At 70.8% G+C, this 21,423-nt stretch carries 22 protein-coding genes; 14 read left to right on the top strand and 8 right to left on the bottom strand.

Annotated features, from left to right (window positions below; translation table 11 throughout):
- Together M3C17_RS16340 and M3C17_RS16335 are read right to left on the bottom strand one after the other, a co-directional pair.
- Positions 1 to 1,122: a DUF4349 domain-containing protein gene (locus M3C17_RS16340; RefSeq protein ID WP_259978999.1), complete on the bottom strand. Its 1,122-nt coding sequence runs from the start codon at positions 1,120 to 1,122 to the stop codon at positions 1 to 3.
- The gene (locus M3C17_RS16335; RefSeq protein WP_259978998.1) at positions 1,119 to 1,676 is read right to left on the bottom strand and encodes an RNA polymerase sigma factor; all 558 of its coding nucleotides are present in this window, start codon (positions 1,674 to 1,676) and stop codon (positions 1,119 to 1,121) included. The genes M3C17_RS16340 and M3C17_RS16335 overlap by 4 nt, the downstream gene beginning before the upstream one ends.
- A gap of 237 nt (positions 1,677 to 1,913) precedes the next feature.
- Here M3C17_RS16335 and M3C17_RS16330 point away from each other — a divergent pair, with 237 nt between their 5' ends.
- Positions 1,914 to 2,921 (top strand): TerC/Alx family metal homeostasis membrane protein, encoded by a 1,008-nt coding sequence (locus M3C17_RS16330; protein WP_259978997.1) that lies wholly within the window; start codon positions 1,914 to 1,916, stop codon positions 2,919 to 2,921.
- A gap of 18 nt (positions 2,922 to 2,939) precedes the next feature.
- Here the strand turns inward: M3C17_RS16330 and M3C17_RS16325 are convergent, their stop codons facing one another.
- Both M3C17_RS16325 and M3C17_RS16320 read right to left on the bottom strand, forming a co-directional pair.
- Positions 2,940 to 4,253, bottom strand: a complete 1,314-nt coding sequence (locus tag M3C17_RS16325) for an LLM class flavin-dependent oxidoreductase (protein WP_259978996.1) — start codon at positions 4,251 to 4,253, stop codon at positions 2,940 to 2,942.
- Positions 4,250 to 5,545, bottom strand: coding sequence for an O-acetylhomoserine aminocarboxypropyltransferase/cysteine synthase family protein (locus M3C17_RS16320; RefSeq protein ID WP_259978995.1), 1,296 nt, complete (start codon positions 5,543 to 5,545; stop codon positions 4,250 to 4,252). Before M3C17_RS16320 ends, M3C17_RS16325 begins: the two co-directional genes overlap by 4 nt.
- A gap of 187 nt (positions 5,546 to 5,732) precedes the next feature.
- On the opposite strand from M3C17_RS16320, the gene leuC reads away from it, so the two are divergent.
- The 6 genes from leuC to M3C17_RS16290 all read left to right on the top strand — a co-directional run bounded on the left by leuC (position 5,733) and on the right by M3C17_RS16290 (position 12,078).
- Complete coding sequence (gene leuC, locus M3C17_RS16315) at positions 5,733 to 7,178, top strand: 3-isopropylmalate dehydratase large subunit (protein ID WP_259978994.1); 1,446 nt, start codon at positions 5,733 to 5,735, stop codon at positions 7,176 to 7,178.
- 2 nt (positions 7,179 to 7,180) lie between these two features.
- Positions 7,181 to 7,777, top strand: a complete 597-nt coding sequence (gene leuD, locus M3C17_RS16310; RefSeq protein WP_259978993.1) for a 3-isopropylmalate dehydratase small subunit — start codon at positions 7,181 to 7,183, stop codon at positions 7,775 to 7,777.
- Positions 7,778 to 7,838: 61 nt separating this feature from the next.
- On the top strand, positions 7,839 to 9,206 hold the full coding sequence (gene murA, locus M3C17_RS16305) for a UDP-N-acetylglucosamine 1-carboxyvinyltransferase (protein ID WP_259978990.1): 1,368 nt from the start codon (positions 7,839 to 7,841) through the stop codon (positions 9,204 to 9,206).
- Positions 9,207 to 9,211: 5 nt separating this feature from the next.
- Complete coding sequence (locus M3C17_RS16300; protein ID WP_259978989.1) at positions 9,212 to 9,967, top strand: 1-acyl-sn-glycerol-3-phosphate acyltransferase; 756 nt, start codon at positions 9,212 to 9,214, stop codon at positions 9,965 to 9,967.
- Positions 9,957 to 11,090 carry an NAD(P)H-dependent glycerol-3-phosphate dehydrogenase gene (locus M3C17_RS16295; RefSeq protein ID WP_259978987.1) on the top strand — a complete coding sequence of 378 codons (1,134 nt, stop codon included), beginning with the start codon at positions 9,957 to 9,959 and terminating at the stop codon, positions 11,088 to 11,090. The genes M3C17_RS16300 and M3C17_RS16295 overlap by 11 nt, the downstream gene beginning before the upstream one ends.
- Entirely contained in the window at positions 10,996 to 12,078 is a 1,083-nt protein-coding gene (locus M3C17_RS16290; RefSeq protein ID WP_259978986.1) for a D-alanine--D-alanine ligase family protein, read from the top strand. Before M3C17_RS16295 ends, M3C17_RS16290 begins: the two co-directional genes overlap by 95 nt.
- Positions 12,079 to 12,100: 22 nt before the next feature.
- Here M3C17_RS16290 and M3C17_RS16285 read toward each other — a convergent pair whose 3' ends face one another.
- Positions 12,101 to 12,583: a DUF3515 domain-containing protein gene (locus M3C17_RS16285; protein ID WP_259978985.1), complete on the bottom strand. Its 483-nt coding sequence runs from the start codon at positions 12,581 to 12,583 to the stop codon at positions 12,101 to 12,103.
- A gap of 23 nt (positions 12,584 to 12,606) precedes the next feature.
- Between M3C17_RS16285 and thiL the strand changes: the two genes are divergently transcribed.
- Entirely contained in the window at positions 12,607 to 13,602 is a 996-nt protein-coding gene (gene thiL / locus M3C17_RS16280) for a thiamine-phosphate kinase (RefSeq protein ID WP_259978982.1), read from the top strand.
- Here the strand turns inward: thiL and rsmD are convergent.
- On the bottom strand, positions 13,572 to 14,171 hold the full coding sequence (gene rsmD / locus M3C17_RS16275) for a 16S rRNA (guanine(966)-N(2))-methyltransferase RsmD (RefSeq protein ID WP_259978981.1): 600 nt from the start codon (positions 14,169 to 14,171) through the stop codon (positions 13,572 to 13,574). The genes thiL and rsmD overlap by 31 nt on opposite strands.
- Before the next feature lie 61 nt (positions 14,172 to 14,232).
- Between rsmD and M3C17_RS16270 the strand changes: the two genes are divergently transcribed.
- The 6 genes from M3C17_RS16270 (at position 14,233) to mutM (ending at position 19,349) form a co-directional block, all read left to right on the top strand.
- Entirely contained in the window at positions 14,233 to 16,407 is a 2,175-nt protein-coding gene (locus M3C17_RS16270; RefSeq protein ID WP_259978980.1) for an ATP-dependent DNA helicase RecG, read from the top strand.
- A 30-nt stretch (positions 16,408 to 16,437) separates the two neighbouring features.
- Complete coding sequence (coaD, locus tag M3C17_RS16265) at positions 16,438 to 16,935, top strand: pantetheine-phosphate adenylyltransferase (RefSeq protein WP_259978979.1); 498 nt, start codon at positions 16,438 to 16,440, stop codon at positions 16,933 to 16,935.
- 148 nt (positions 16,936 to 17,083) lie between these two features.
- Entirely contained in the window at positions 17,084 to 17,578 is a 495-nt protein-coding gene (locus tag M3C17_RS16260) for a DUF177 domain-containing protein (RefSeq protein ID WP_259979002.1), read from the top strand.
- A 2-nt stretch (positions 17,579 to 17,580) separates the two neighbouring features.
- On the top strand, positions 17,581 to 17,790 hold the full coding sequence (gene rpmF / locus M3C17_RS16255; RefSeq protein WP_013586329.1) for a 50S ribosomal protein L32: 210 nt from the start codon (positions 17,581 to 17,583) through the stop codon (positions 17,788 to 17,790).
- A 10-nt stretch (positions 17,791 to 17,800) separates the two neighbouring features.
- Positions 17,801 to 18,493 carry a ribonuclease III gene (gene rnc / locus M3C17_RS16250; RefSeq protein ID WP_259978978.1) on the top strand — a complete coding sequence of 231 codons (693 nt, stop codon included), beginning with the start codon at positions 17,801 to 17,803 and terminating at the stop codon, positions 18,491 to 18,493.
- Positions 18,486 to 19,349, top strand: coding sequence for a bifunctional DNA-formamidopyrimidine glycosylase/DNA-(apurinic or apyrimidinic site) lyase (gene mutM, locus M3C17_RS16245; protein WP_259978977.1), 864 nt, complete (start codon positions 18,486 to 18,488; stop codon positions 19,347 to 19,349). Before rnc ends, mutM begins: the two co-directional genes overlap by 8 nt.
- A 4-nt stretch (positions 19,350 to 19,353) precedes the next feature.
- On the opposite strand, the gene M3C17_RS16240 is transcribed toward mutM, so the two are convergent.
- Together M3C17_RS16240 and M3C17_RS16235 are read right to left on the bottom strand one after the other, a co-directional pair.
- Positions 19,354 to 20,676, bottom strand: a complete 1,323-nt coding sequence (locus M3C17_RS16240) for an FtsX-like permease family protein (RefSeq protein ID WP_259978976.1) — start codon at positions 20,674 to 20,676, stop codon at positions 19,354 to 19,356.
- Positions 20,673 to 21,368, bottom strand: coding sequence for an ABC transporter ATP-binding protein (locus M3C17_RS16235; RefSeq protein WP_259979001.1), 696 nt, complete (start codon positions 21,366 to 21,368; stop codon positions 20,673 to 20,675). Before M3C17_RS16235 ends, M3C17_RS16240 begins: the two co-directional genes overlap by 4 nt.
- Positions 21,369 to 21,423: the final 55 nt, after the last annotated feature.

Here is a 21,423-nt window from a genome sequence, read left to right as displayed (position 1 = left end):
TCACTCCTCCATCGGCGACGGCTCGGGCACGGTGGCCGCAGGCCGCCGGGGACGACGCGCTCGACGGATCAGCCACACCACCAGCACGACGACAGCGGCGACCGCGAGCCACGGGAGCAGGAAGCCCACCGCGATCACCAACGCGTTCAGCGACACCACGAGCCCGTTCCAGCCGGCGAGCAGGCCGTCGCCGAAGCCGGCGGGGTCGGCCGTGGTCGGAGTAACCGCTCGGGTCAGCTGCACCTGAAGGGAGGACATCGCGACCTGGTCCTCGAGCGCCGCGAGCTGCTGCTCGTACGATTCCAGCTGCGCCTGACGGTCGGTGAGCGCCACCTCGGCCTCGATCAGCTCCGAGACGCTGCCGGACTGTGCCATGAGCTCCGTCAGCCGCTGCACCGACGCACGGGTCGAGTCGACGCGGGCCTGCAGGTCGATCGCCGCCGCGGTCACATCCTGCTTCGAGACGGAGGACGACAGCACCTCCCCGCTGTCGCCGAGAGCCGCGATCACCTCCGTGAGGTCGGCGGAGGGCACGCGGATGCTGATCCAGCCGTAGCCGTCGTTGGCGGGCGCCGGCTGCGTGCCGTCGTCGATCGCCATCGCCCTGCTCACCTCGGTGCTCTCGACGTAGCCGCCGTGCTCTTCGGCCAGCGCCGCGATATCCGCAGCGGCCGCGGGAATGTCCTTCACCTGGACGGTCGCCTGCGCGGTCGCGATGATCTCCCTGGCGTCCTCGCCGACCGCCGTCTGCGCGAGATCGTCGGCGACGGTGCCTTCCGGCAGCGTGCCGGGCAGCGACTCGGTGCTCCGGTCTGCGGAGCTCCCGGACACCGCCGACCATCCCGTCGGGGCCCCGCCGTCCGCTGTGGAGGTCGCGGTTCCCCCGACGCTGTTCAGGATCGGCGGGGTCACGAGCACTCCCACCACGAAGGCCGCCGCGATGCCTCCGCCGGTGAGCCACCGCCGCCGACGGCGGCGTGCGCGCTCGCGCGCGGGGTTCACCGGTGCGCGCTCGCCCGCGATCTCGGCGAACACGGCCCGCTCGATGCGCTCCACGCTCGCGTCCGACAGGGCAGGCAGCTCGGGCTGCGCCGACAGGTCGGCAGGGGTCTGGTCGTTCATGCGTCTCTCACTTCCTGGACGGCGCCGCGCAGCTGCGTGCGCACTCGGGAGAGACGGTTGCGGACCACCGCGTGCGTGACCCCGAGCTCGGCGGCGGCGGCGTGATAGGCATAGCCCTCCGACGCGCAGAGCCGGAAGATCTCGCGGTCGAGCTCGCTGAGGCTGCCCACCTCGGCGGCGATGCGTGCCGCGAGGGCCGCCGTGATCACCTGATCCTCCACGCTCACGGCATCCGGCAGCTCCTGGTCGGGGGCCTCCGTCGTGTGCGCCTGGTCGCGCCGCCGCTGTCGCAGGCGGTTCGCCGCCTGGAACCGGCAGATGGTCGCGAGCCAGGGGAGGATCGACTCGCCCTGCAGCTCCAGCCCGGGGAGCTTCCGCCAGGCGACGACGAACGTCTCCTGCGTCACGTCCTCGGCGTCCGCGGGCGATCCGAGGATCCCCTGCGCGATCCAGTACACGGGGCGGACATGTGCACGGTACAGCGCGCGGAAGGCGCTCTGGTCGCCGGCCGCGGCCTGGGCCGCCCACCTCTGGTCAGTCGTCTGCACGGGCATGGGGGTTCCGTTCTGTCTCTCATGGGGAGAGTGTCGGCGGATGCCTCATCGTCTCAGATCCGGTCGCCGCTCGACGCCGGGACTCCGGTAGCATTGCCCGGGCGAGAGGGAGTATCCCGATTCCGCGCGTAACGTCATCACGAGCATCGACATCGCTGCTCCGGGCGCGCGCCGCATGACCGTGCGGGGGAGAGACTTTCGGCTCATACCCGACCCCTCGAAAGGTGCACAGCGCCCGTGGAAATCCCCGTCTGGTTCGAGATCACCTCGATGGTCGTGCTCACGATCATCCTGATCGGCGACCTTCTGCTCATCCGGCTGCGTCCGCACATCCCGTCGACCAAGGAGTCGACGCTCTGGGTCGTGTTCTACGTGGCGCTCGCACTGCTGTTCGCGGTGCTGCTCGGCAACGTGGGCGGATGGCAGAACGCGGGCGACTTCATCACCGGCTGGGCGCTGGAGTACAGCCTCTCGGTCGACAACCTGTTCGTGTTCGTGCTGATCATGGCGCAGTTCGCGGTGCCGCGCCGGCTGCAGCAGCAGGTGCTCATGGTGGGCATCATCATCGCGCTGATCCTCCGCGGCCTGTTCATCCTCGTGGGCGTCGCGATCATCGAGAACTTCTCGCCGATCTTCTACGTCTTCGGCGCGTTCCTCGTGTACACCGCCATCCGCCAGGCCATGCCGGAGGGCGACCACGACGACGAGGTCAAGCGCGAGAACTTCATCGTCCGGGTGCTCCGCCGTCGCATCGACATCAGCGAGACCTACGACGGCTCGAAGATCCGCACGACCGTCGACGGCACCCGCATGTGGACGCCCATGGTGATCGTGTTCATCACGATCGGCGTGACCGACCTCATCTTCGCGATCGACTCGATCCCCGCGATCTTCGAGATCACGACCAACGGCTTCCTGGTGTTCGCCGCGAACATCTTCGCGCTGATGGGTCTGCGCCAGCTCTACTTCCTGCTGGGCGACCTGCTCGACCGCCTGCGCTACCTGCACTACGGCATCGCGGTGATCCTCGGCTTCATCGGCATCAAGCTGATCCTGCACGCGCTGCACGTCAACGAGCTGCCCTTCATCAACGGCGGCCAGCACGTCGAGTGGGTGCCCGACATCGACAACATGGTGTCCCTCGGCGTGATCCTCGTATCGATGACCGTCGCGACCGTGGCGAGCCTCGTGGCGTCGTCGCGGGAGAAGCGCGCGGAGAAGCGCAAGGCCCCGGTCGGGGAGTGACACCGGGCGGCCTGCGCGTCAGAAGGCGCGCAGGTTCGCCTGCAGGCCGCCCTCCGCGTACTCGCGGCGCAGGATGCCGCGTCGCCGGAGGATCGGCACCAGCTCGTCCAGCGTGCGATGCAGCGTGACCGGGTGGAAGTCCCCCCACAGCAGCACGCCGTCGTTGCCCCACTCGCCGAGCTCGTCGATCAGGTCGGCGAACTCCTCGGCCGTGCCGACGAACCCGGTCCGGTCGGCGATGCGGCCCGTGCGGGCGAGCGCGGTCAGGTGCGCGCGGAGCGGGGCCTCCTCGCCGCGGTCGCCGATCAGGCGCTGGATGCTGCCGCGGGACACATGACCGCCGAAGGCGGACAGGTCGAGCGGCCGATCCAGGTCCAGCGCCGTGAGGTCCGTCTCCAGGTCGCTGGACTGCTTGCGGGCGATCTGCCGCAGTGCGGCCTCGTCCGGTCGCGCGGACGCGGCGACGATCCGGTCGGCCTCCTCGGCTGAGGCCACGAGCACGGGCTGGATGGCGAACAGGATCGCGATGTCCTCCGGACGGCGTCCGTTCGCGACGGCGGCGTCGTGCACCCTGGCGCGGTAGTCGCGCACCGAGGCCTCATGCAGCGGGGCCAGCGCGAGCTGGACGTCGGAGTTCGCGCCGGCGAATCCCAGCCCGCGCCCGGAGCCGCCGGGGGAGACGATCGCGGGCTCGCCGTCGGTGAACGGCAGCGCGTTGAGGGGGCCGTCGAAGGAGTAGTGCGTTCCGCGGTGCCGGACGGGGCGCATCCGACCGCCGTCCGCATAGACCTCGGTCTCGCGATCGCGCACGAGCGCGCCCTCGTCCCAGCTGCGCCACAGCTGCCTGATGCCTTCCAGCCACTCCTCGGCACGGTCGTAGGCCTCGTCATGGCCGAGCTGCGGCGCGTCCGAGAAGTGGCGGGCGCTGCCGGTGTCGGTCACCACGTTCAGCCCGAGCCGGTGGCCGCTGAGGTGCTGCAGCGTGGCGAACTGCCGCGCGGACGTGTACGGCAGCGATGCGGCGGGGTTCACCGTGGGCACAACGCCGAGGTGCCGCGTGGCCTGGAAGAGATACGGCGCCAGCAGCAGCGGGTCGTGCTTGGGCCCGCCGAAGGCATGGCGCACGCGCAGGTCGAGCGTCTCGGGCGACCCGAGGGAGGGGCTGTCCTCGATGATGACGAGGTCGAACCCGGCCTGTTCGAGCGTGCGTGCGGCCTCCTGGTAGACCTCGGGCCGCGTCCAGTCGTAGTCCCAGTCCAGAGAAGGATAGCCCCAGCCCTGCGGACCGAATCCGCGGGCGAGGAACCACCCGAAGTGCTGCGGTCGGCTCATGACACCGTCTCCCGCACGGGCTCCAGCACGCGCGCGAGATCCGCCACGAGGTCGTCGACGTCCTCGATGCCGATCGAGAGGCGGAGCGTCCCGGGGCCGACGCCGAGCACGGAGCGCTCCTCCTCCGTGCGCTGCGCGTGGCTCGTCGTGCCGGGGTGCAGCACGAGCGAGCGCACGTCGCCGATGTGCGTCATGTGCGTGAACACCTCCACCTGCTCCACGAAGCGGCGTGCTGCCGCGAGCCCGCCGCACAGCGTGAACGTGAAGATCGAGCCGAAGCCGCCGTCGAGGTACCGCAGGGCCGTGGCGTGATGCGGGTGGGACGGCAGCCCCACGTAGTCGACGCTCTCCACGGCGTCGTGCGCCTCCAGCCACCGGGCAACCGCGAGCGCGTTCCGGGACTGCCGCTCCACGCGCAGCTCGAGCGTCTCGGTGCCCTGCCCGATGAGGAATGCGTTCAGGGGCGAGGGGGAGGCGCCGAAGCGCGGCGCGACCGACTCCCGCGCGTACGCGATGCGTGCGCGGCCGCCGTGCCGGGCGGCGACGCTCGGAGTGCCGCCGCGCCCCGGGAGCACCAGATGCGGCGCGTTGTGGCCGGCACGCTCCGCGTCGAAGCGGCCGTCGTCGACGACGACACCGCCGAGCACCGCGCCGTGGCCGGCGAGGAACTTGGACGCCGAGTGCACGACGATCGCCGCGCCGTGCTCGAGGGGACGCAGCAGTGCGGGCGTGGCGAGGGTGTTGTCGACGATCAGCGGGATCGCGCTCTCCTCGCCGACGGCGCTGACCGCCGCGACGTCGAGCACGTCGTTGCGTGCGTTCGCGAGGGACTCGGCGAACAGGGCACGGGTGTTCGGGCGGATGGCCGCACGCCAGGCGGCGGGGTCGGCGATGTCGTCCACGAACGAGGTCTCGATGTCCAGCCGCGCCAGGTTGTCGAGGAAGAGGCCGCGCGTGCCTTCGTAGATGTGCGTCGACGACACGATGTGGTCGCCGGCGCCCACCACCGACAGGAGCGCGGTGGTCACGGCCGCCTGTCCGCTCGCGACCAGCACGGCGTCCGCACCCGACTCCAGGGCGGCGAGCTGACGCTCGACGGCGTGCACGGTCGGATTCCCGGTGCGCGTGTAGCCGAAGCCGGCCCCGGTCTGGAAGTGACCGGCGGCGTGGTCGAAGTCATCGAACTCGAACCCGGCGGTCAGATAGATCGGCGTGGCCCGCGGGGCGGCGGTCTCGCGACCCCGGGCGGCGTGGACGGCGCGGGTGGCGAAGCGGGCGGTGTCGACGGTCATGCGGGCCTCTCGATCGGGCGGGTGAGCAACAGAGTGTCACGGCGCGTCGAGGCGTGTCCGAGCGGTGGTAACCTGACGTCATGCGGACCGTGCTCCTTCTTAGCGGCCGCGGCGAGACCTCGATCTAGAGCCCCTCCTCGTCGCGGAGTCCATCGTGGGCCGAACCGCCAGCCACAGGAGACACGCCATGACCAGCCCCGACACCGGAGCCTCGTCCGCACGCCCCAGGACCCTCGCCGAGAAGGTGTGGGACGACCACCTCGTCGTCAAGGGCGAGGACGGACAGCCCGACCTCATCTACATCGACCTGCACCTCGTGCACGAGGTCACCAGCCCGCAGGCGTTCGACGGTCTGCGCAGCGAAGGGCGTCCGCTGCGGCGCCTCGACCTCACCATCGCGACCGAGGACCACAACACCCCCACCTGGGAGATCGACAAGCCGATCGCCGACCTGACCAGCCGCACGCAGATCGAGACGCTGCGCCGCAACGCCGCCGAGTTCGGCGTGCGACTGCACTCGCTGGGCGACGCCGAGCAGGGCATCGTGCACGTGGTCGGGCCGCAGCTGGGGCTGACGATGCCCGGCATCACCGTGGTCTGCGGCGACTCGCACACCTCGACACACGGCGCCTTCGGCGCCATGGCGTTCGGCATCGGCACGAGCGAGGTCGAGCACGTCATGGCGACCCAGACGCTCCCGCTCAAGCCGTTCAAGACCATGGCCATCAACGTCGAGGGCACGCTGCGACCCGGGGTCACCGCGAAGGACATCATCCTCGCGGTGATCGCCAAGATCGGCACCGGCGGCGGCCAGGGCTACGTGCTCGAGTACCGCGGCAGTGCGATCCGCGCTCTCTCCATGGAGGGCCGCATGACGATCTGCAACATGTCGATCGAGGCTGGTGCCCGCGCGGGCATGGTGGCTCCCGACGAGACGACCTTCGCCTACCTGGAGGGGCGCCCGCACGCCCCGAAGGGACAGGACTGGGAGGACGCGGTCGCCTACTGGCGCACGCTGCCGACCGATGAGGGCGCGACCTTCGACGCCGAGGTGTTCATCGACGCCGATGAGCTGGAGCCCTTCGTCACCTGGGGCACGAACCCCGGGCAGGGCAGCTCGCTGTCGTCGTCTGTTCCGGACCCGGCGGCCATCGCGGACCCCAATGAGCGTGCGGCCGCCGAGCGCGCGCTGGAGTACATGGACCTGACGCCGGGAACGCCGCTGAAGGAGGTGCCGGTCGACGCCGTGTTCATGGGCTCGTGCACCAACAGCCGCATCGAGGACCTGCGCGCGTTCGCCTCGATCATCCAGGGCAAGAAGAAGGCCGACGGTGTGCGGGTGATGGTCGTGCCCGGCTCCGCCCGCGTCCGGCTGGAGGCCGAGGCCGAGGGTCTCGACCAGGTCATCAAGGACTTCGGCGCGGAGTGGCGGTTCGCCGGCTGCTCGATGTGCCTGGGTATGAACCCGGACCAGCTCGCGCCGGGTGAGCGCTGCGCCTCCACCTCGAACCGCAACTTCGAGGGGCGTCAGGGCAAGGGCGGGCGGACGCACCTCGTCTCCCCGCTCGTGGCCGCGGCCACCGCCATCCGCGGCACGCTGTCCAGCCCGAGCGATCTGACGGAAGAGGTCTGACCATGGAGAAGTTCACGACCCACACGGGCATCGCCGCGCCGCTGAAGCGCTCGAACGTCGACACCGACCAGATCATCCCCGCGGTCTTCCTGAAGCGCGTGACCAAGACCGGGTTCGAGGATGCGCTCTTCCACGGCTGGCGGCAGGACCCGGAGTTCGTGCTCAACCGGCCCGCGTACCAGGGCGCGTCGATCCTGGTGGCCGGCCCGGACTTCGGCACCGGGTCCAGCCGGGAGCACGCCGTCTGGGCGCTGCGGGACTTCGGCTTCAAGGTCGTGCTGAGCCCGCGCTTCGCCGACATCTTCCGCGGAAACTCGGGCAAGCAGGGCCTGCTCGCCGCGACGATCTCGGAGGACGACCTGGAGCGCTTCTGGGCGGCGATCGAGCAGGAGCCCGGGGCGCAGATGACCGTCGACCTGGAGGCGCGCACCGCTTCGCTCGGCGCCTTCCAGGCCGACATCGGGATCGACGATTACACTAGATGGCGGCTCCTCGAAGGGCTCGATGACATCGGGCTCACGCTGCGCAACGAAGACAAGATCGCGCAGTTCGAGGCCCGTCGCGAGTCGTGGCGGCCGCGGACCCTCCCCGTTCCATGACACGGAGGGGGCGGGGGAGCCAGGGGTAAAACCGCCCCCGATGAACGAAGTGAGGCCCCGAATGACGACACCCGTGCGCGACGCTCTCCCCGACGCAGTGCCTGCACTCACCGGAGACGTCCTCGCCATTCGAGGAGGCCGTCCGCTGCGCGGGCGGGTCGACGTGAAGGGTGCGAAGAACCTCGCCACCAAGGCGATGGTCGCGTCCCTGCTCGGCGAGACGACGAGCGTGCTGCGGGACGTCCCGGCGATCAGCGACGTGGCCGTGGTCCGCTCGCTGCTCGAGGTGCACGGCGTGCGCGTCAGCGACGGCGACGAGCCCGGCGCGCTCGTGTTCGACCCGAGCGATGTGGAGTCGGCGCACTTCGAGGAGATCGACGCCCACGCCGGCGCGTCCCGCATCCCGATCCTGTTCTGCGGCCCGCTGCTGCACCGACTCGGGCAGGCGTTCATCCCCGACCTCGGCGGCTGCCGCATCGGCGACCGGCCCATCGACTTCCACCTCGACGCGCTGCGCAAGTTCGGTGCGATCGTCGAGAAGCTGCCGAGCGGCATCCGACTGTCCACGGGTGGCGCACGTCTGCACGGCGCGAACATCCCCCTGCCGTACCCGAGCGTGGGCGCGACGGAGCAGGTCCTGCTGACCGCGGTGCGCGCCGAGGGCATCACCGAGCTGCGGAATGCCGCGATCGAGCCCGAGATCATGGATCTGATCGCCGTCCTGCAGAAGATGGGCGCGATCATCTCCTACGAGCCGAACCGGGTCATCCTCATCGAGGGCGTCGAGAAGCTCCGCGGCTACGACCATCGGTCGATCTTCGACCGAAACGAGGCGGCGTCCTGGGCCTCGGCGGCGCTGGCCACCGACGGCGAGATCTTCGTGGGCGGAGCCAAGCAGCAGGAGATGCTGACGTTCCTCAATGTCTTCCGCAAGGCGGGCGGCTGGTTCGACATCCAGGAGGACGGCATCCTGTTCCGCCGTGACGGGGACATCAAGCCGGTCGTGATCGAGACCGACGTGCACCCCGGCTTCATGACCGACTGGCAGCAGCCGCTCGTGGTCGCGCTGACCCAGGCGCACGGCCGCTCCGTGGTGCACGAGACGGTCTATGAGAACCGCATGGGCTTCACGCAGGCCCTCGTCAAGATGGGCGCCGACATCGTGGTGCACCCGCGTGGGCTGCAGGACGGCCCGCGCCGTGTGCCGCGCCGCGACCTGGAGCAGGCAGCCGTCATCACCGGTCCCACGCCGCTGCACGGCGCCGACATCGTGGTCCCCGACCTGCGGGGCGGCTACAGCCACGTGATCGCCGCGCTCACCGCCTCCGGCGAGTCGAAGGTGTCCGGTGTGGACATCCTCGCGCGCGGCTATGAGAAGTTCCTCGCCAAGCTCGACGCCCTGGGCGCCGACTTCGACGTCATCCGGTGAGTCCGATGGCTTCCCGGTCACCGGAGAAGGCGCGGCCGAGCCTCTTCTGGCCGCTCGCGGTGCTCGTCATCCCGCTCGTGTCGCTGATCGCGAAGATCCGCGTCCGCGGCGCGGAGAAGCTTCCGCGCGAGGGGGCGTTCGTGCTGGCGCCGAACCATTACTCGGAGTTCGACCCGCTGATCGTCGCTGTCGCGGTCTGGCGCATGGGCAGGGCTCCTCGCTTCATGGCGAAGGAGAGCCTCTTCCGCGTGCCCGTGCTCGGCTGGGTGCTGCACCGCACCGGAATGGTGCCGGTGGCGCGGACCTCCTCCGCCACCGCCGCGAAGCAGACCATGGCCCAGTCCGAGGCGCTCGTCGAGCACGGACGGGGAGTGATCGTGTACCCAGAGGGCACCCTCACGCGGGACCCCGACCTGTGGCCGATGCGCGGCAAGTCCGGCGCCGTGCGCCTCGCCCTCGCCGACGGCATCCCGCTCATCCCGATGGCGCAGTGGGGGACCCAGGAGATCATGGGCCGCTACCAGAAGGGTCTGAGCCTGTGGCCGCTCCGTAAGCCGGTGCAGGTGCTCGTGGGCGATCCGGTCGACGTCGAGGATCTCCGGGGACGGGCGCATGAGCCGGCGGCGCTGAACGAGGCCACGACCCGCCTGATGAACGCGATCACCGCGCTGCTCGAGGAGCTGCGCGAGGAGAAGGCGCCGGCGGAGCGATGGAATCCGACGAGCCACGGCCAGAAGGAGACGGGTCGACTTGACTCCTAAGAGACACCAGCCCGCAGGACCACGCGTCGCCGTGATCGGCGCGGGAAGCTGGGGCACCACGTTCGGCAAGATCCTGGCGGACGGCGGGGCGCAGGTCACGATGTGGGCGCGTCGCGCGGAGCTCGCGCACGAGATCCACGAGGCCAAGCGCAACTCCCGGTATCTTCCCGGGATCAACCTGCCGCGCGCCATGGCCGCGACGCACGAGCTCGCCTCCGCGTTGGACGGCGCCGAACAGGTCTACCTGTCCGTGCCGAGCCAGTCGCTGCGAGAGAACCTCAAGGCGCTCCGCCCCCTGATCGCGTCCGGAGACTCCCGGATCGTCAGCCTCATGAAGGGCGTCGAGCGCGGCACGGGACTCCGCATGAGCCAGGTGATCCAGGAGGAGCTGCGGTGCGATCCCGACCGCATCGCCGTCGCCTCCGGCCCCAACCTCGCCCTCGAGATCGCGAGGGAGCAGCCGACCGCGGCCGTGATCTCCTCACGCAGCCAGGAGACCGCCGACGTCGTGGCGAGAGCGGCGCGCAACGGCTACTTCCGCACGTTCGTGAACACGGACGTGATCGGCACGGAGTTCGGAGGCGTGCTCAAGAACCTCATCGCGGTCGCGATCGGCATCGTCGACGGCGTGGGGTACGGCGAGAACACCAAGGCCTCGATCATCACGCGCGGGCTGGTCGAGATGACCGACTTCGCGGTGGCGAACGGTGCACAGCCCGAGACGCTCCAGGGGCTCGCGGGCCTCGGCGACCTCATCGCGACGTGTCAATCCCCGCTGAGCCGCAACAACACCGCCGGGCGCCTGCTCGGCCAGGGGTACAGCTTCCAGGACGTCGTGAAGCAGATGCAGCAGACGGCCGAGGGGCTGGCCTCGGTGGCCCCGATCCTGCAGCTCGCCCGCGAGGCCCATGTCCATATGCCCATCGTCGAGCAGGTCAAGATGGTGCTCGACGGCAAGATGGATCCCCGCGACATCGCCCCGCACCTGACGACGGACGACGACACCCCCCAAGGGGAGAGGACCAACCATGGACAAGCAGACGGTGGTGGTGCTCTTCGGCGGGCGCTCCAGCGAGCATTCGATCAGTTCCGCAACGGCGGGGGGAGTGCTGGGCGCGATTGACCGCGACCGCTACCGGGTGATCCCGGTCGGCATCACCCGCGAGGGCGCCTTCGTGCTGGAGGACGACGACCCCGCGAAGTTCCCGCTCGACGCGGAGCATCTGCCCGAGGTCGTCGACAACGGCAGCCGCGTGCTCTGGCCGGAGCCGGGGGGAGACCGCACGCTCCGCGTGGTCCACGCCGACGGCACCCGACAGGGCTTCGGTGAGATCGACGTGGTGCTGCCCATCCTGCACGGACCCCACGGCGAGGATGGCACGATCCAGGGCTACTTCGACACGCTCGAGGTGCCGTACGCCGGCGGTGGCGTGCTCGACTCGGCGCTCTGCATGGACAAGCACTTCATGAAGATCGCGCTGCAGGCCGCCGGGATCGCCGTCGCACCCTGGACCACCGTGCGCCGCGCGGAGTGGGATGCGACGCCGGAGGCCGTGCGCGCCCGCGCCGCCGAACTCGGACTGCCGGTGTTCGTGAAGCCGGCCAGGGCGGGCTCGAGCGTCGGCGTGTCGAAGGTGAGCGCGCCGGACGAGCTGGAGGCGGCTCTCGCGGTCGCGTTCGCCGAGGACGACAAGGTGCTCATCGAGACCGGGGTCACCGGGCGCGAGATCGAGGTCGCGGTGCTGGAGGCAGCCGAAGGCGTCCGGGCCTCGCTGCCGGGCGAGATCGTGCTGACCGACCGGGGCTTCTACGACTTCGAGGGCAAGTACCTCGGGGGTGACGGCGTCGACGTGGTGTGCCCCGCGGAGCTGTCGCCGGAGCAGGTGACGGCGGTGCAGGAAGCCGGGGTCCGCGCGTTCGAGGCGGTGGACGGCCGCGGTCTCGCCCGGGTGGACATGTTCCTCACCCCGTCGGGCGAGCTCGTGGTGAACGAGCTCAACACGATGCCGGGGTTCACGCCGATCTCGATGTTCCCGAAGTGCTGGGTCGCCTCCGGCCTCAGCTACGGCGACCTCATCACGGAGCTCGTCGAGGCGGGTCTGCGCCGCTGAGTCGACTGTTTCCCGCGGGCACTCAGCTCGCGGGGAACTCGACCCGGTCGGTGCACTCCGCCGTCGCCGGCGCCAGGCCGGACTGGATGCTCGTGGACAGCGTGTTCACGATGGACTGGAAGTCGATCTGCTCGCCGCGACGGATGGTGATCTCGACCGCGGGCTCCCGGCCGTAGGTCACGAGGCGCTGGCGCTCCTCCTCCTGGTCGAGCACGAGCCAGTCGACGCCGCCCAGAGTGGTGCACACGAGGGCGGACGGCGCCGGCGGTTCCACGCCGCAGCGCAGCACGATCGTCGGGTCGCCCCAGGCGCCCGTCGCCTGCGCGTCGGTCCAGACCCGCTCGAACCCGCTGACGGTCTCGGGCAGCAGCACGGAGACCGAGGCGCAGCCCGGGTCGTTGGCGTCGTCCGCGGGCTCCAGGTGCACGGTGGTGGAGCATCCGGCGAGGGCGGCGGCGAGGGCGAGCGCCCCCGCGACGGCAGCGAAGCGGCGGGAACGGGGCATGTATCCAGGCTACCTTTGACGACATGCACTCCCGACCCGAAGCCGACGATCCGCGCCTGGGAGAGGTCTCCGAGGGGCGCATCCTCCGTGCCATCCTCGCTCGCACCGAGCCGGGCGCCCACACGCTCCTCGGCCCAGGCGACGATGCGGCCGTCGTGGCGGCACCCTCGGGCTCGGTCGTGGCCACCACCGACACGCTCGTGCACGGTCCCGACTTCCGGTTGGCCTGGTCCAGCGCTCGTGACCTGGGCTGGAAGGCGGCTGCGGTGAACCTCGCCGATGTCGCGGCGATGGGTGCGAAGCCGACGGCGCTGCTGGTCGCCCTCGCGGTCCCGCGCGACCTGCGGCTGTCGTTCGTGGAGCGTCTGGCCGACGGGTTCCGAGACGCGTGTGCGGCGCTGGCTCCCGGCTGCGCGGTGGTGGGCGGGGACCTGACCGTGTCCGACGTCCTCACGGTGGCGGTCACGGCGCTGGGCGACCTGGAGGGCCGCGCACCCGTCACCCGCGCCGGAGCACGCCCCGGCGACGTCGTGGCGGTGGCGGGCGAGCTCGGTCACGCCGCACACGGGCTCGCAGTGCTGTTCGGACGCTTCCGCGACGGCGACGCCCCGGTGGCGGTGGATCCGGCCCGCCTCGGCCCGGGAGAGAGCGCCGCCGTCGCCGCGCAGCTGCGGCCGTCTCCGCCGATCGGCCTCGGCACCGTCGCCGCCGCGGCGGGCGCGACCGCGATGATGGACGTCTCGGACGGCCTGGCGCTCGATGCGCGACGACTGGCCGAGGCCTCCGGGGTGACGATCGAGCTGGATCGGTCGGCGCTGGGCGACGCACCGGAGCGTGCGCTGGCCGGCGGCGAGGACCACGCGCTGCTCGCGACCCTCCCTGACGGCGTGCTGCCTCCGGGGTTCCGCGTGATCGGACGCGTCGTGGACCGCGGCGACGAGGGGCTGCTGTGCGGCGGGCACCCCGTCGATGTGAGCGGCTGGGACCCCTACCGCGACTGGGATTCGGTGGCGGGCTGATCCACGGACGCCATCGGCTCGCTCCACCACAGGGTGGTGTCCCCGTAGGTCTTCTCGCGGAACAGCCGGAGGCCGGCGGTGTCGAGGTCGGGCGGCGTCGAGCGGCGGGCACGTTCGACGATGACCACGGCGTCGGCGCTGAGGAGCGGGGCCAGGGCCACGAGGTCTGCGGTCATGGCGTCGTCGTCGAGGTCGTACGGCGGATCCGTGAACACGAGGTCGTACGGGCCGACGGCGCGACCGAGGAAGGCGTGCACCGTGCTCTCGTGCACGCGTGCGGTGGGCAGACCTCCGGCCTTCGCGACGACAGCCGCGTTGCGGCGCACGACGGCGGCCGCCTGGCGCCCGCGCTCGACCAGATCGGCGCTGGCGGCACCGCGGCTGAGCGCCTCGAGCCCCAGTGCACCTGATCCGGCGTACAGGTCGAGCACCCGCGCGCCGTGGACGGCGTCGAGCGTCTCCAGGGATCCGAACAGGGACTCCCGCACACGATCGCTGGTGGGGCGGGTGCCGGAGCCCGGCACCTCGAGCCGCGCGCCGCGTGCGCTGCCTGCGATGATCCTGGTCACCCGTTCACGATACGGCAGCCCGTGGCGGTGTCGTGTCGGTCGCGTTCTCTAGACTCGGAGCATGTCGCTCACGCTCGATTCCTCGTTGGAGGAGGCGCTCGGCGCGGCGTCGGCCAAGACCCTCGGCCGCGCTTTCGCCATGAAGAGCGTCGGCGACCTCCTCGCGCACTACCCGCGCCGCTACGCGGACCCCGGGGAGCTCACCCCGATCAGGGATCTGCCGATCGGTGAGACGGTGACGATCGTCGCCGAGGTGCTCTCGTCGAGCTTCCGTCGCATGCGGAATCGGCCGGGAGCGATGGTCGACGTGGTGATCGGCGACGGCGTGGGACGCATGTCGCTGACGTTCTTCGCGAAGAACATCGGTGCGGCGGAGTGGCGCTCCAACGATCTCGCGGTGGGCCGTCGTGGGGTCTTCTCCGGCAAGGTGGGGGAGTTCAACGGGGTCACGCAGTTCGCCCATCCCGAGTACGAGCTCTTCGACGACGAGGATGCCGCGCGGCGCCGTGCCGATGCCCGCGCCGCCGTGCCGATTCCCATCTATCCCGCGACCTCGGCCATCCAGACGTGGCAGATCGCCCGTCTTGTCGGTCGGGTGCTCGACGACCTGAGCACGGTGCCCGACCCGCTGACGCCGGAGATCAGGGAACGCGAGGAGCTGCTCACGGCTCGCGAAGCCCTGGAGCGCATCCACCGTCCGCGCACGCGCAACGACATCGACCCCGCGGTGCGGACGCTCCGCATGCATGAGGCGCTGACACTGCAGACCGCCCTGCTGCAGCAGCGGGACGCGGTCAGGGCCCTCGCGGCCACTCCGCGCCCGGCGCAGCCCGGTGGGCTCCTGGAGCGCTTCGACGCGGCGCTGCCGTACACGCTCACGCCCGACCAGTCCACGGTGGGGGCGCAGATCGCCGAAGACCTGCTCGGCGCCTGGCCCATGAACCGCCTGGTGCAGGGCGAGGTCGGCTCCGGCAAGACCCTCGTCGCGCTGCGGGCCATGCTGCAGGTCGCCGAGAGCGGCGGACAGGCAGCGCTGATCGCGCCGACCGAGGTGCTGGCGGCGCAGCACCTGCGGTCGATGACGAAGATGCTCGGCCCGCAGCTCGCGCCTCTGCTCATGCCGACGCTGTTGACGGGGCAGCTGCCGGCCGCCGAGCGCCGTAAGGCCGCGCTCCGCGTCGCCTCCGGGCAGGCGCTGATCGTCGTCGGCACGCACGCGCTGCTCGGCGAGAAGACGACCTTCGCCGATCTCGGCCTCGTGGTCGTCGACGAGCAGCACCGCTTCGGTGTCGAGCAGCGTGAGGCGCTGCGCGCGAAGGGGTCGAGCCCGCACGCACTGGTCCTCACGGCCACGCCGATCCCACGCACGGTGGCGATGACGGTGTTCGGAGACCTCGACACCTCGGTGATCCGCACGATGCCGGCCGGGCGCGCCGGTATCGAGTCGTACGTCGCGCCGCTCGCCGAGCACCCGGGTTGGTTCAACCGGGTGTGGGCGCGCGCGGCGGAGGAGATCGCGCAAGGCCGCCAGGTCTTCGCGGTGTGTGCGGCGATCGACACGGCGGCGAAGACGGCCGAGGCCGGAGAGCAGTCGCTACTCGCCCCCGAGGGCGGGAACGGGCCGCGCTGGGGGGTCGTGCAGCTGGACGAGGCCCTGGCGACCCACCCGAAGCTCGGGAGTCTGCGTCGGGCCGTGCTGCACGGCCGCATGCCCTCGGAGGAGAAGGACGCGGTCATGCAGGCGTTCGCGCGCGGCGACATCGACCTGCTGCTGGCCACGACGGTGATCGAGGTCGGCGTCGACGTGCCGAACGCCTCGACCATGATCGTGCTGGATGCGGATCGCTTCGGCGTCTCTCAGCTGCATCAGCTTCGGGGTCGCGTCGGACGTGGGGGCGTGCCCGGGCTGTGCCTGCTGGTCACGGAGGCCGAGGCGGGATCGGTGGCCAGGGAGCGAGTGGACGCGGTCGCCGCGACCCTCGACGGGTTCGCGCTGGCTGAGGTCGACCTCGAGCTGCGGGGCGAGGGGGACGTGCTGGGCGCGGCGCAGGCCGGCGTGCGGTCCTCGCTCAAGCTGCTGCGCGTCGTGAAGGACGCCGGGCTGATCACCCGCGCGCGCGAGCTGGCCGAGGGCATCCTTGCTGTCGACCCGCAGCTGGCCGCGCATCCGGGCCTGCGCGAGGCCATCGGGCGCCGCGTGAGCGACGAGGACAGGGCGGCGCTGGCGAAGAACTGAGGCCCTTCGGGCGTGCCCTAGGCTGGACGCATGAGCAGCCGGATCGCCGTCGTCCCGGGTTCCTTCGATCCGCCGACCCTGGGTCACCTCGATGTGATCCGTCGCGCGGCCGCCCTCTACGACGAGCTGCACGTGCTCGTCGTGCACAACCCCGGCAAGGAGGCGATGCTGCCGATCGCGCAGCGGCTCTCTCTGCTGGAGCGCTCGATCGCCGAGGACGGCATGAAGGGCGAGATCGTGATCGGCTCGTGGAGCATGGGCCTGCTGGTGGACTACGCCCGGGACGTGAACGCCGGCGTGCTGGTGAAGGGCATCCGCTCCCAGGTCGATGTGGCGTACGAATCGCCCATGGCGATCGTGAACCGTCACCTCGCCGACATCGAGACCGTGTTCCTGCTCCCCGACCCCTCGCACGCCATGGTGTCCAGCTCGCTCGTGCGCCAGGTGGCGTCGCTGGGAGGCGACGTCTCGCCGTTCGTTCCGCCGGCCGTCGCGGCCTTCCTCGACACGGGTGCCCGCGGCATCTGACGCACCATTCCGGGCTCCCGAGGTTCCGTCGTCGGCCTCCGCTCCCGGCCCCGCTCCAGGCAGACCCGGGTAGCATGGCGAGGTGCGTTCCCGACTCAACAGCCCCTTCGTGCTCCCCGTTCGCGACATCGTCCGGCGTCCGGGCGAGATGCGCGAGCACACCTTCACGGTGACGCTGCCCGAGCAGTGGGGGGAGGGCATCGTGTCGTTCGAGGCGGGTTCGGAGCTGGATCTCGACGTGCGTCTGGAGTCCGTGCACGAGGGCATCCTCGTGTCCGGCGCGGCCGACGCGGAGTATGTCGGGGTGTGCGGGCGCTGCCTGACGGACATCGCCCGGCCGGTCGAAGTCGAGTTCCAGGAGCTTTTCGCGTATCCTGGTGAGGAAGAAACTGACTTCGAGGTTCAAGACGACCACGTGGATCTTGAAACTCTCGTCAGGGATGCGGCCGTATTGTCGCTTCCTTTTCAGCCGGTGTGTCAGCCGGATTGCCTGGGGCTCGACCCGAACACAGGCGAGAGGCTGACCGAGAGCACCGGGACGGAGCAGGCAGCTCCCATCGATCCTCGATGGAGTGCGCTCCAGCAGATCACAGACCAGGACGGCACGGCAGAGAGTCGTGCCGCCGAGAAAGAAGAGAGCTAGTCATGGCTGGTAACCCCCCGAAGCGCAAGGTCTCCCGTTCCAACACCCGCTCGCGCCGCGCGCAGTGGAAGGCCGAGGCTCCCGCGCTCGTCAAGACCATCGAGAACGGCAAGGTCGTCTACAGCCGTCCGCACCAGGCGAAGGTCGTCACCGACTCGCAGGGCACCGAGCTCTTCCTCGAGTACAAGGGCCGCAAGGTCGCCGACGTCTGAGTCGCGTACCGTGACGGAGGTCCCCGGGGGGACGAGACCTCTCCCAGCAAAGCTCCGCGTCGAGATCGACGCGGAGCTTCTGGAGTTGGCGCTCACCCACCGCTCCTACGCCTACGAGCACGGCGGCATCCCGCATAACGAGCGGCTCGAGTTCCTCGGAGACTCGGTGCTCGGGCAGGCGGTCACCGTGATGCTGTTCACCCGTCACCCCGACCTCGACGAGGGGGAGCTGGCGAAGCGGCGTGCGAGCGTCGTGTCCACCGTGGCTCTCGCGGAGGTGGCTCGTGGCATCGGCCTCGGCAGCCATCTGCTGCTGGGCCGCGGTGAGGAGCAGACCGGCGGTCGGGACAAGGATTCGATCCTGGCCGACACGATGGAAGCCGTCATCGGTGCCACGTACCTGTCGGCGGGGCCCGATGCGGCCACGGCGCTCGTGCTGCGCCTCACCGAGCCGCTGCTCGCGGACCCCGAGCGCTACGGCGCCGCGATGGATCCGAAGACCAGCCTCCAGGAGCTCGCGGCCCGTGTCGGCGCGACGCCGCCGCAGTACTCGGTGGAGGCGAGCGGCCCGGATCATGACCGCCGTTTCACTGCGACGGTCGCCGTCGGGGATGTGCGCATGACCGGCACCGGCAGCAGCAAGAAGACCGCGGAGATGGCCGCTGCGCTCAGCGCGTGGCGCACCCTCAACGAGCGTGCCTGAGCTTCCCGAGGTCGAGGTCGTCCGTGCCGGCCTTGCGCCCGCGGTGGTCGGCGCCACCGTCACGGCGGTCAGCGTGTTCGACGATCGTGCGCTCACGCGGCACGCCGCCGGGGCCGCTGACTTCGTCGAGCGCCTGGAAGGACGCGCTTTCACGGGTGCGTCTCGTCGCGGCAAGTTCCTGTGGCTTCCGGTCGCGGGGGACGCCTCGGCGCTGATCGCCCACCTGGGCATGAGCGGACAGATGCTGCTGCGCGCACCGGATGCGCCGGCCGAGCGCCATGAGCGGATACGGCTGGGCATCGAGCACCCCGTCCACGGTGAGCTGGCCGTGGTGTTCGCGGACCAGCGGACGTTCGGCTCCCTCGCGGTGGACGCACTCGTCGACGACGGGCCCTCGCGCGTGCCCACTCAGGTGATGCACATCGCCCGGGACCCGCTGGACCCCTTCTTCGACGACGAGGGCTTCCGCCGCGCGCTCGCCCGGCGCAGCAGCGCCGTCAAGCGCGTGCTGCTCGACCAGGGCGTGGTCAGCGGCATCGGCAACATCTATGCGGACGAGTCGCTGTGGGCGGCGCGCATCCATCCGGAGACCTCCGCGGACCGACTGTCGACACCGGCCGTGCGACGGCTTCTCGCCGAGGTCCGCACGGTGCTGCAGAAGGCCCTGGCCGAGGGCGGCACCAGCTTCGACGCGCAGTACGTGAACGTCAACGGCCAGGCCGGGTACTTCGCGCATTCGCTGAACGCCTACGGCCGCGGCGGGAAGCTCTGCCCCCGCTGCGGGGGAGAGATCCGTCGCGTCTCGTTCATGAACCGCTCTTCGCACTTCTGCCCCCGGTGCCAGCGCCGCCGCTGACCCGTCACGCCGCGCGGAACGCGCCCCGCAGCAGCGGGCGGGCGGCCCACGTGCTCGCCCACACCACGCCGATGCCCACGGCGACCACGGTCGCGATGGTGAGCAGCGACAGCGGAGCGACGATGAGCGCGATGCCGACGAGTGGGAACACCATGATCGCCGCGCAGACCGCAGAGCCCAGCGCGGTGATGAGCAGAGGCGACATGATCGCGCGGCGCCGTGCCCGGTCGACGGTCTCCATCGGCATGCCGAGGTGATGCAGACTCCGGTGCAGCTCGCTCTGATCGAGGACGTCCGACGCCTGGTTCACGCCCACCGAGGCGGCGACCATCAGGAAGGAGCCGATGAGAGTGATGATGAGGCCGGTCCGGATGTCGGCCGCGAGCGCCAGGTCCTCCGGCTGGGCATCTCCGGAGCTGATCGTGTTCAGCAGTGCGACACCGGTTCCGGCGAACACCGCCATGAAGCTCGCCATGGCGATTCCTCCCACCTGACGCCACGCCGCCTTGGGGGAGTCGAGCACCATGCGGGCGGCGAGCAGTCGCTCCGGGCGCGCGGCCCGCCGGAGCTGCATCGACGCGGACACCTTGAGGACCCAGGGCCCGATCAGGTTGAGGATGCCGAGCGTGGCCGCGAACATGGCGACCAGCACGGCGATGGTGGCGACGAGGCCGCCGATCATCGGGAACACCTTCACGAGGATGAAGGCAGTGGCGATGCCGACGACGGCGATGACCGCGCGGATCCAGTGCACCTTCACCGGTGCGCTCCTGGTGCGGACGCCGAGCGGCGAGATGACGACGCGCCGCAGGCCGATGACGGCGCTTCCGGCGGCGAGCAGCAGCACCCCGAGCACGACCGCGGTGATCTGCAGCGGGGGAAGGACGACCGCTGCGATCCCCAGCGCCGCTCCGCGGAACGGGATCAGTCCGATCAGCGGGCTCAGCGCGTAGTGGCCCAGTATCCCGGCGGCGGCGCCGACGGCGGCGACCAGGACCGACTCCACGACCGTGGCGACCGTGACGCCGCCGGGCGTGACCCCGAGCAGCCGCAGGGTGGAGAGCCGCTCGTCACGGCGGCGAGCCGAGAGCCGGGCCGCGGCGCCGCCGAGTGAGATGAGCGGCACGACGAGCAGCACCAGGGCGGTCGCGGCCAGCGCCTGGTACAACGCGGCAGACTCGTCCGTCCAGGTCCAGAAGGTCTGCGCGCCGCCGATGACGGTGAGCACGAGCGTGGTCACGACGCCGAAAGCGACGACGGGGAGTGCGAGCACGCTTCCCTGACCCGGAGCCGGGCGGAGCAGGAGCGTGAGGACGTTGGCGTTCATGCGTTCACCGCCGAGGAGACGATGCGGCCGTCGCGTACGGCGATGGTCCGGCTGCAGCGGGCGGCGACCTCGGGGTCGTGGGTGACCACGATGAGCGTGCGGCCCTGCCCGCTGGTCGACCACAGCAGGGCATCCATGACTTCGGAGGACGTCTGGGAGTCGAGCGCGCCGGTCGGCTCGTCGGCGAACACCAGCTCGGCGCCGGTGGCCTGCGCGCGGGCGATGGCGACGCGCTGCGCCTGTCCACCGGACAGCTCGCCGATCCTGCGGTCCTCCATGCCGGCGAGGCCGAGCGACGCCAGCCAGGCGGCGGCATGCTGCACCGCGTCCTTCCGCTTGATCCCGTTGATCATGGAGGCGAGCGCGACGTTCTCGACGGCGGTGAGCTCGGGGATCAGCAGGCCCTGCTGGAACACGAACCCGAACCGCTCGCGGCGCAGTCGTGACCTGGCCGATTCGCCGAGCGCGGTGACCTCGACAGGGGCTCCGACCGCGGGGTGGAAGGTGACGCTGCCGGCGTCGGGGGCGGTGATGCCGGCCAGCACATGCAGGAGCGTCGTCTTGCCCGAACCGGACGCGCCCATGATGGCGACGGACTCTCCACGCTGCACCGCGAGGTCGATCCCGGCGAGGGCGTGCGTCGTCCCGAAGGACTTGAGGAGAGCGTGGGATTCGATCACGGGAGTGTTCATGATCCCAGCCTCGTCGCGCCTCGGGAGCAGGTCGTCGGCCTCGGGGATGAACGTG

It is taken from the genome of Microbacterium sp. p3-SID336, from assembly GCF_025143365.1.
In the GTDB taxonomy this organism is placed as follows: Bacteria; Actinomycetota; Actinomycetes; order Actinomycetales; family Microbacteriaceae; genus Microbacterium.
This window is presented reverse-complemented; position numbering and strand designations above follow the sequence as displayed.

Coding starts and splice junctions, on each gene's coding strand:
- M3C17_RS16340 (WP_259978999.1), bottom strand. CDS start 1,122: ATGAACGACCAGACCCCTGCCGACCTGTCGGCGCAGCCCGAGCTGCCT.
- M3C17_RS16335 (WP_259978998.1), bottom strand. CDS start 1,676: ATGCCCGTGCAGACGACTGACCAGAGGTGGGCGGCCCAGGCCGCGGCC.
- M3C17_RS16325 (WP_259978996.1), bottom strand. CDS start 4,253: ATGAGCCGACCGCAGCACTTCGGGTGGTTCCTCGCCCGCGGATTCGGT.
- M3C17_RS16320 (WP_259978995.1), bottom strand. CDS start 5,545: ATGACCGTCGACACCGCCCGCTTCGCCACCCGCGCCGTCCACGCCGCC.
- leuC (WP_259978994.1), top strand. CDS start 5,733: ATGACCAGCCCCGACACCGGAGCCTCGTCCGCACGCCCCAGGACCCTC.
- leuD (WP_259978993.1), top strand. CDS start 7,181: ATGGAGAAGTTCACGACCCACACGGGCATCGCCGCGCCGCTGAAGCGC.
- murA (WP_259978990.1), top strand. CDS start 7,839: ATGACGACACCCGTGCGCGACGCTCTCCCCGACGCAGTGCCTGCACTC.
- M3C17_RS16300 (WP_259978989.1), top strand. CDS start 9,212: ATGGCTTCCCGGTCACCGGAGAAGGCGCGGCCGAGCCTCTTCTGGCCG.
- M3C17_RS16290 (WP_259978986.1), top strand. CDS start 10,996: ATGGACAAGCAGACGGTGGTGGTGCTCTTCGGCGGGCGCTCCAGCGAG.
- M3C17_RS16285 (WP_259978985.1), bottom strand. CDS start 12,583: ATGCCCCGTTCCCGCCGCTTCGCTGCCGTCGCGGGGGCGCTCGCCCTC.
- thiL (WP_259978982.1), top strand. CDS start 12,607: ATGCACTCCCGACCCGAAGCCGACGATCCGCGCCTGGGAGAGGTCTCC.
- M3C17_RS16270 (WP_259978980.1), top strand. CDS start 14,233: ATGTCGCTCACGCTCGATTCCTCGTTGGAGGAGGCGCTCGGCGCGGCG.
- coaD (WP_259978979.1), top strand. CDS start 16,438: ATGAGCAGCCGGATCGCCGTCGTCCCGGGTTCCTTCGATCCGCCGACC.
- M3C17_RS16260 (WP_259979002.1), top strand. CDS start 17,084: ATGCGCGAGCACACCTTCACGGTGACGCTGCCCGAGCAGTGGGGGGAG.
- rpmF (WP_013586329.1), top strand. CDS start 17,581: ATGGCTGGTAACCCCCCGAAGCGCAAGGTCTCCCGTTCCAACACCCGC.
- M3C17_RS16240 (WP_259978976.1), bottom strand. CDS start 20,676: ATGAACGCCAACGTCCTCACGCTCCTGCTCCGCCCGGCTCCGGGTCAG.
- M3C17_RS16235 (WP_259979001.1), bottom strand. CDS start 21,368: ATGAACACTCCCGTGATCGAATCCCACGCTCTCCTCAAGTCCTTCGGG.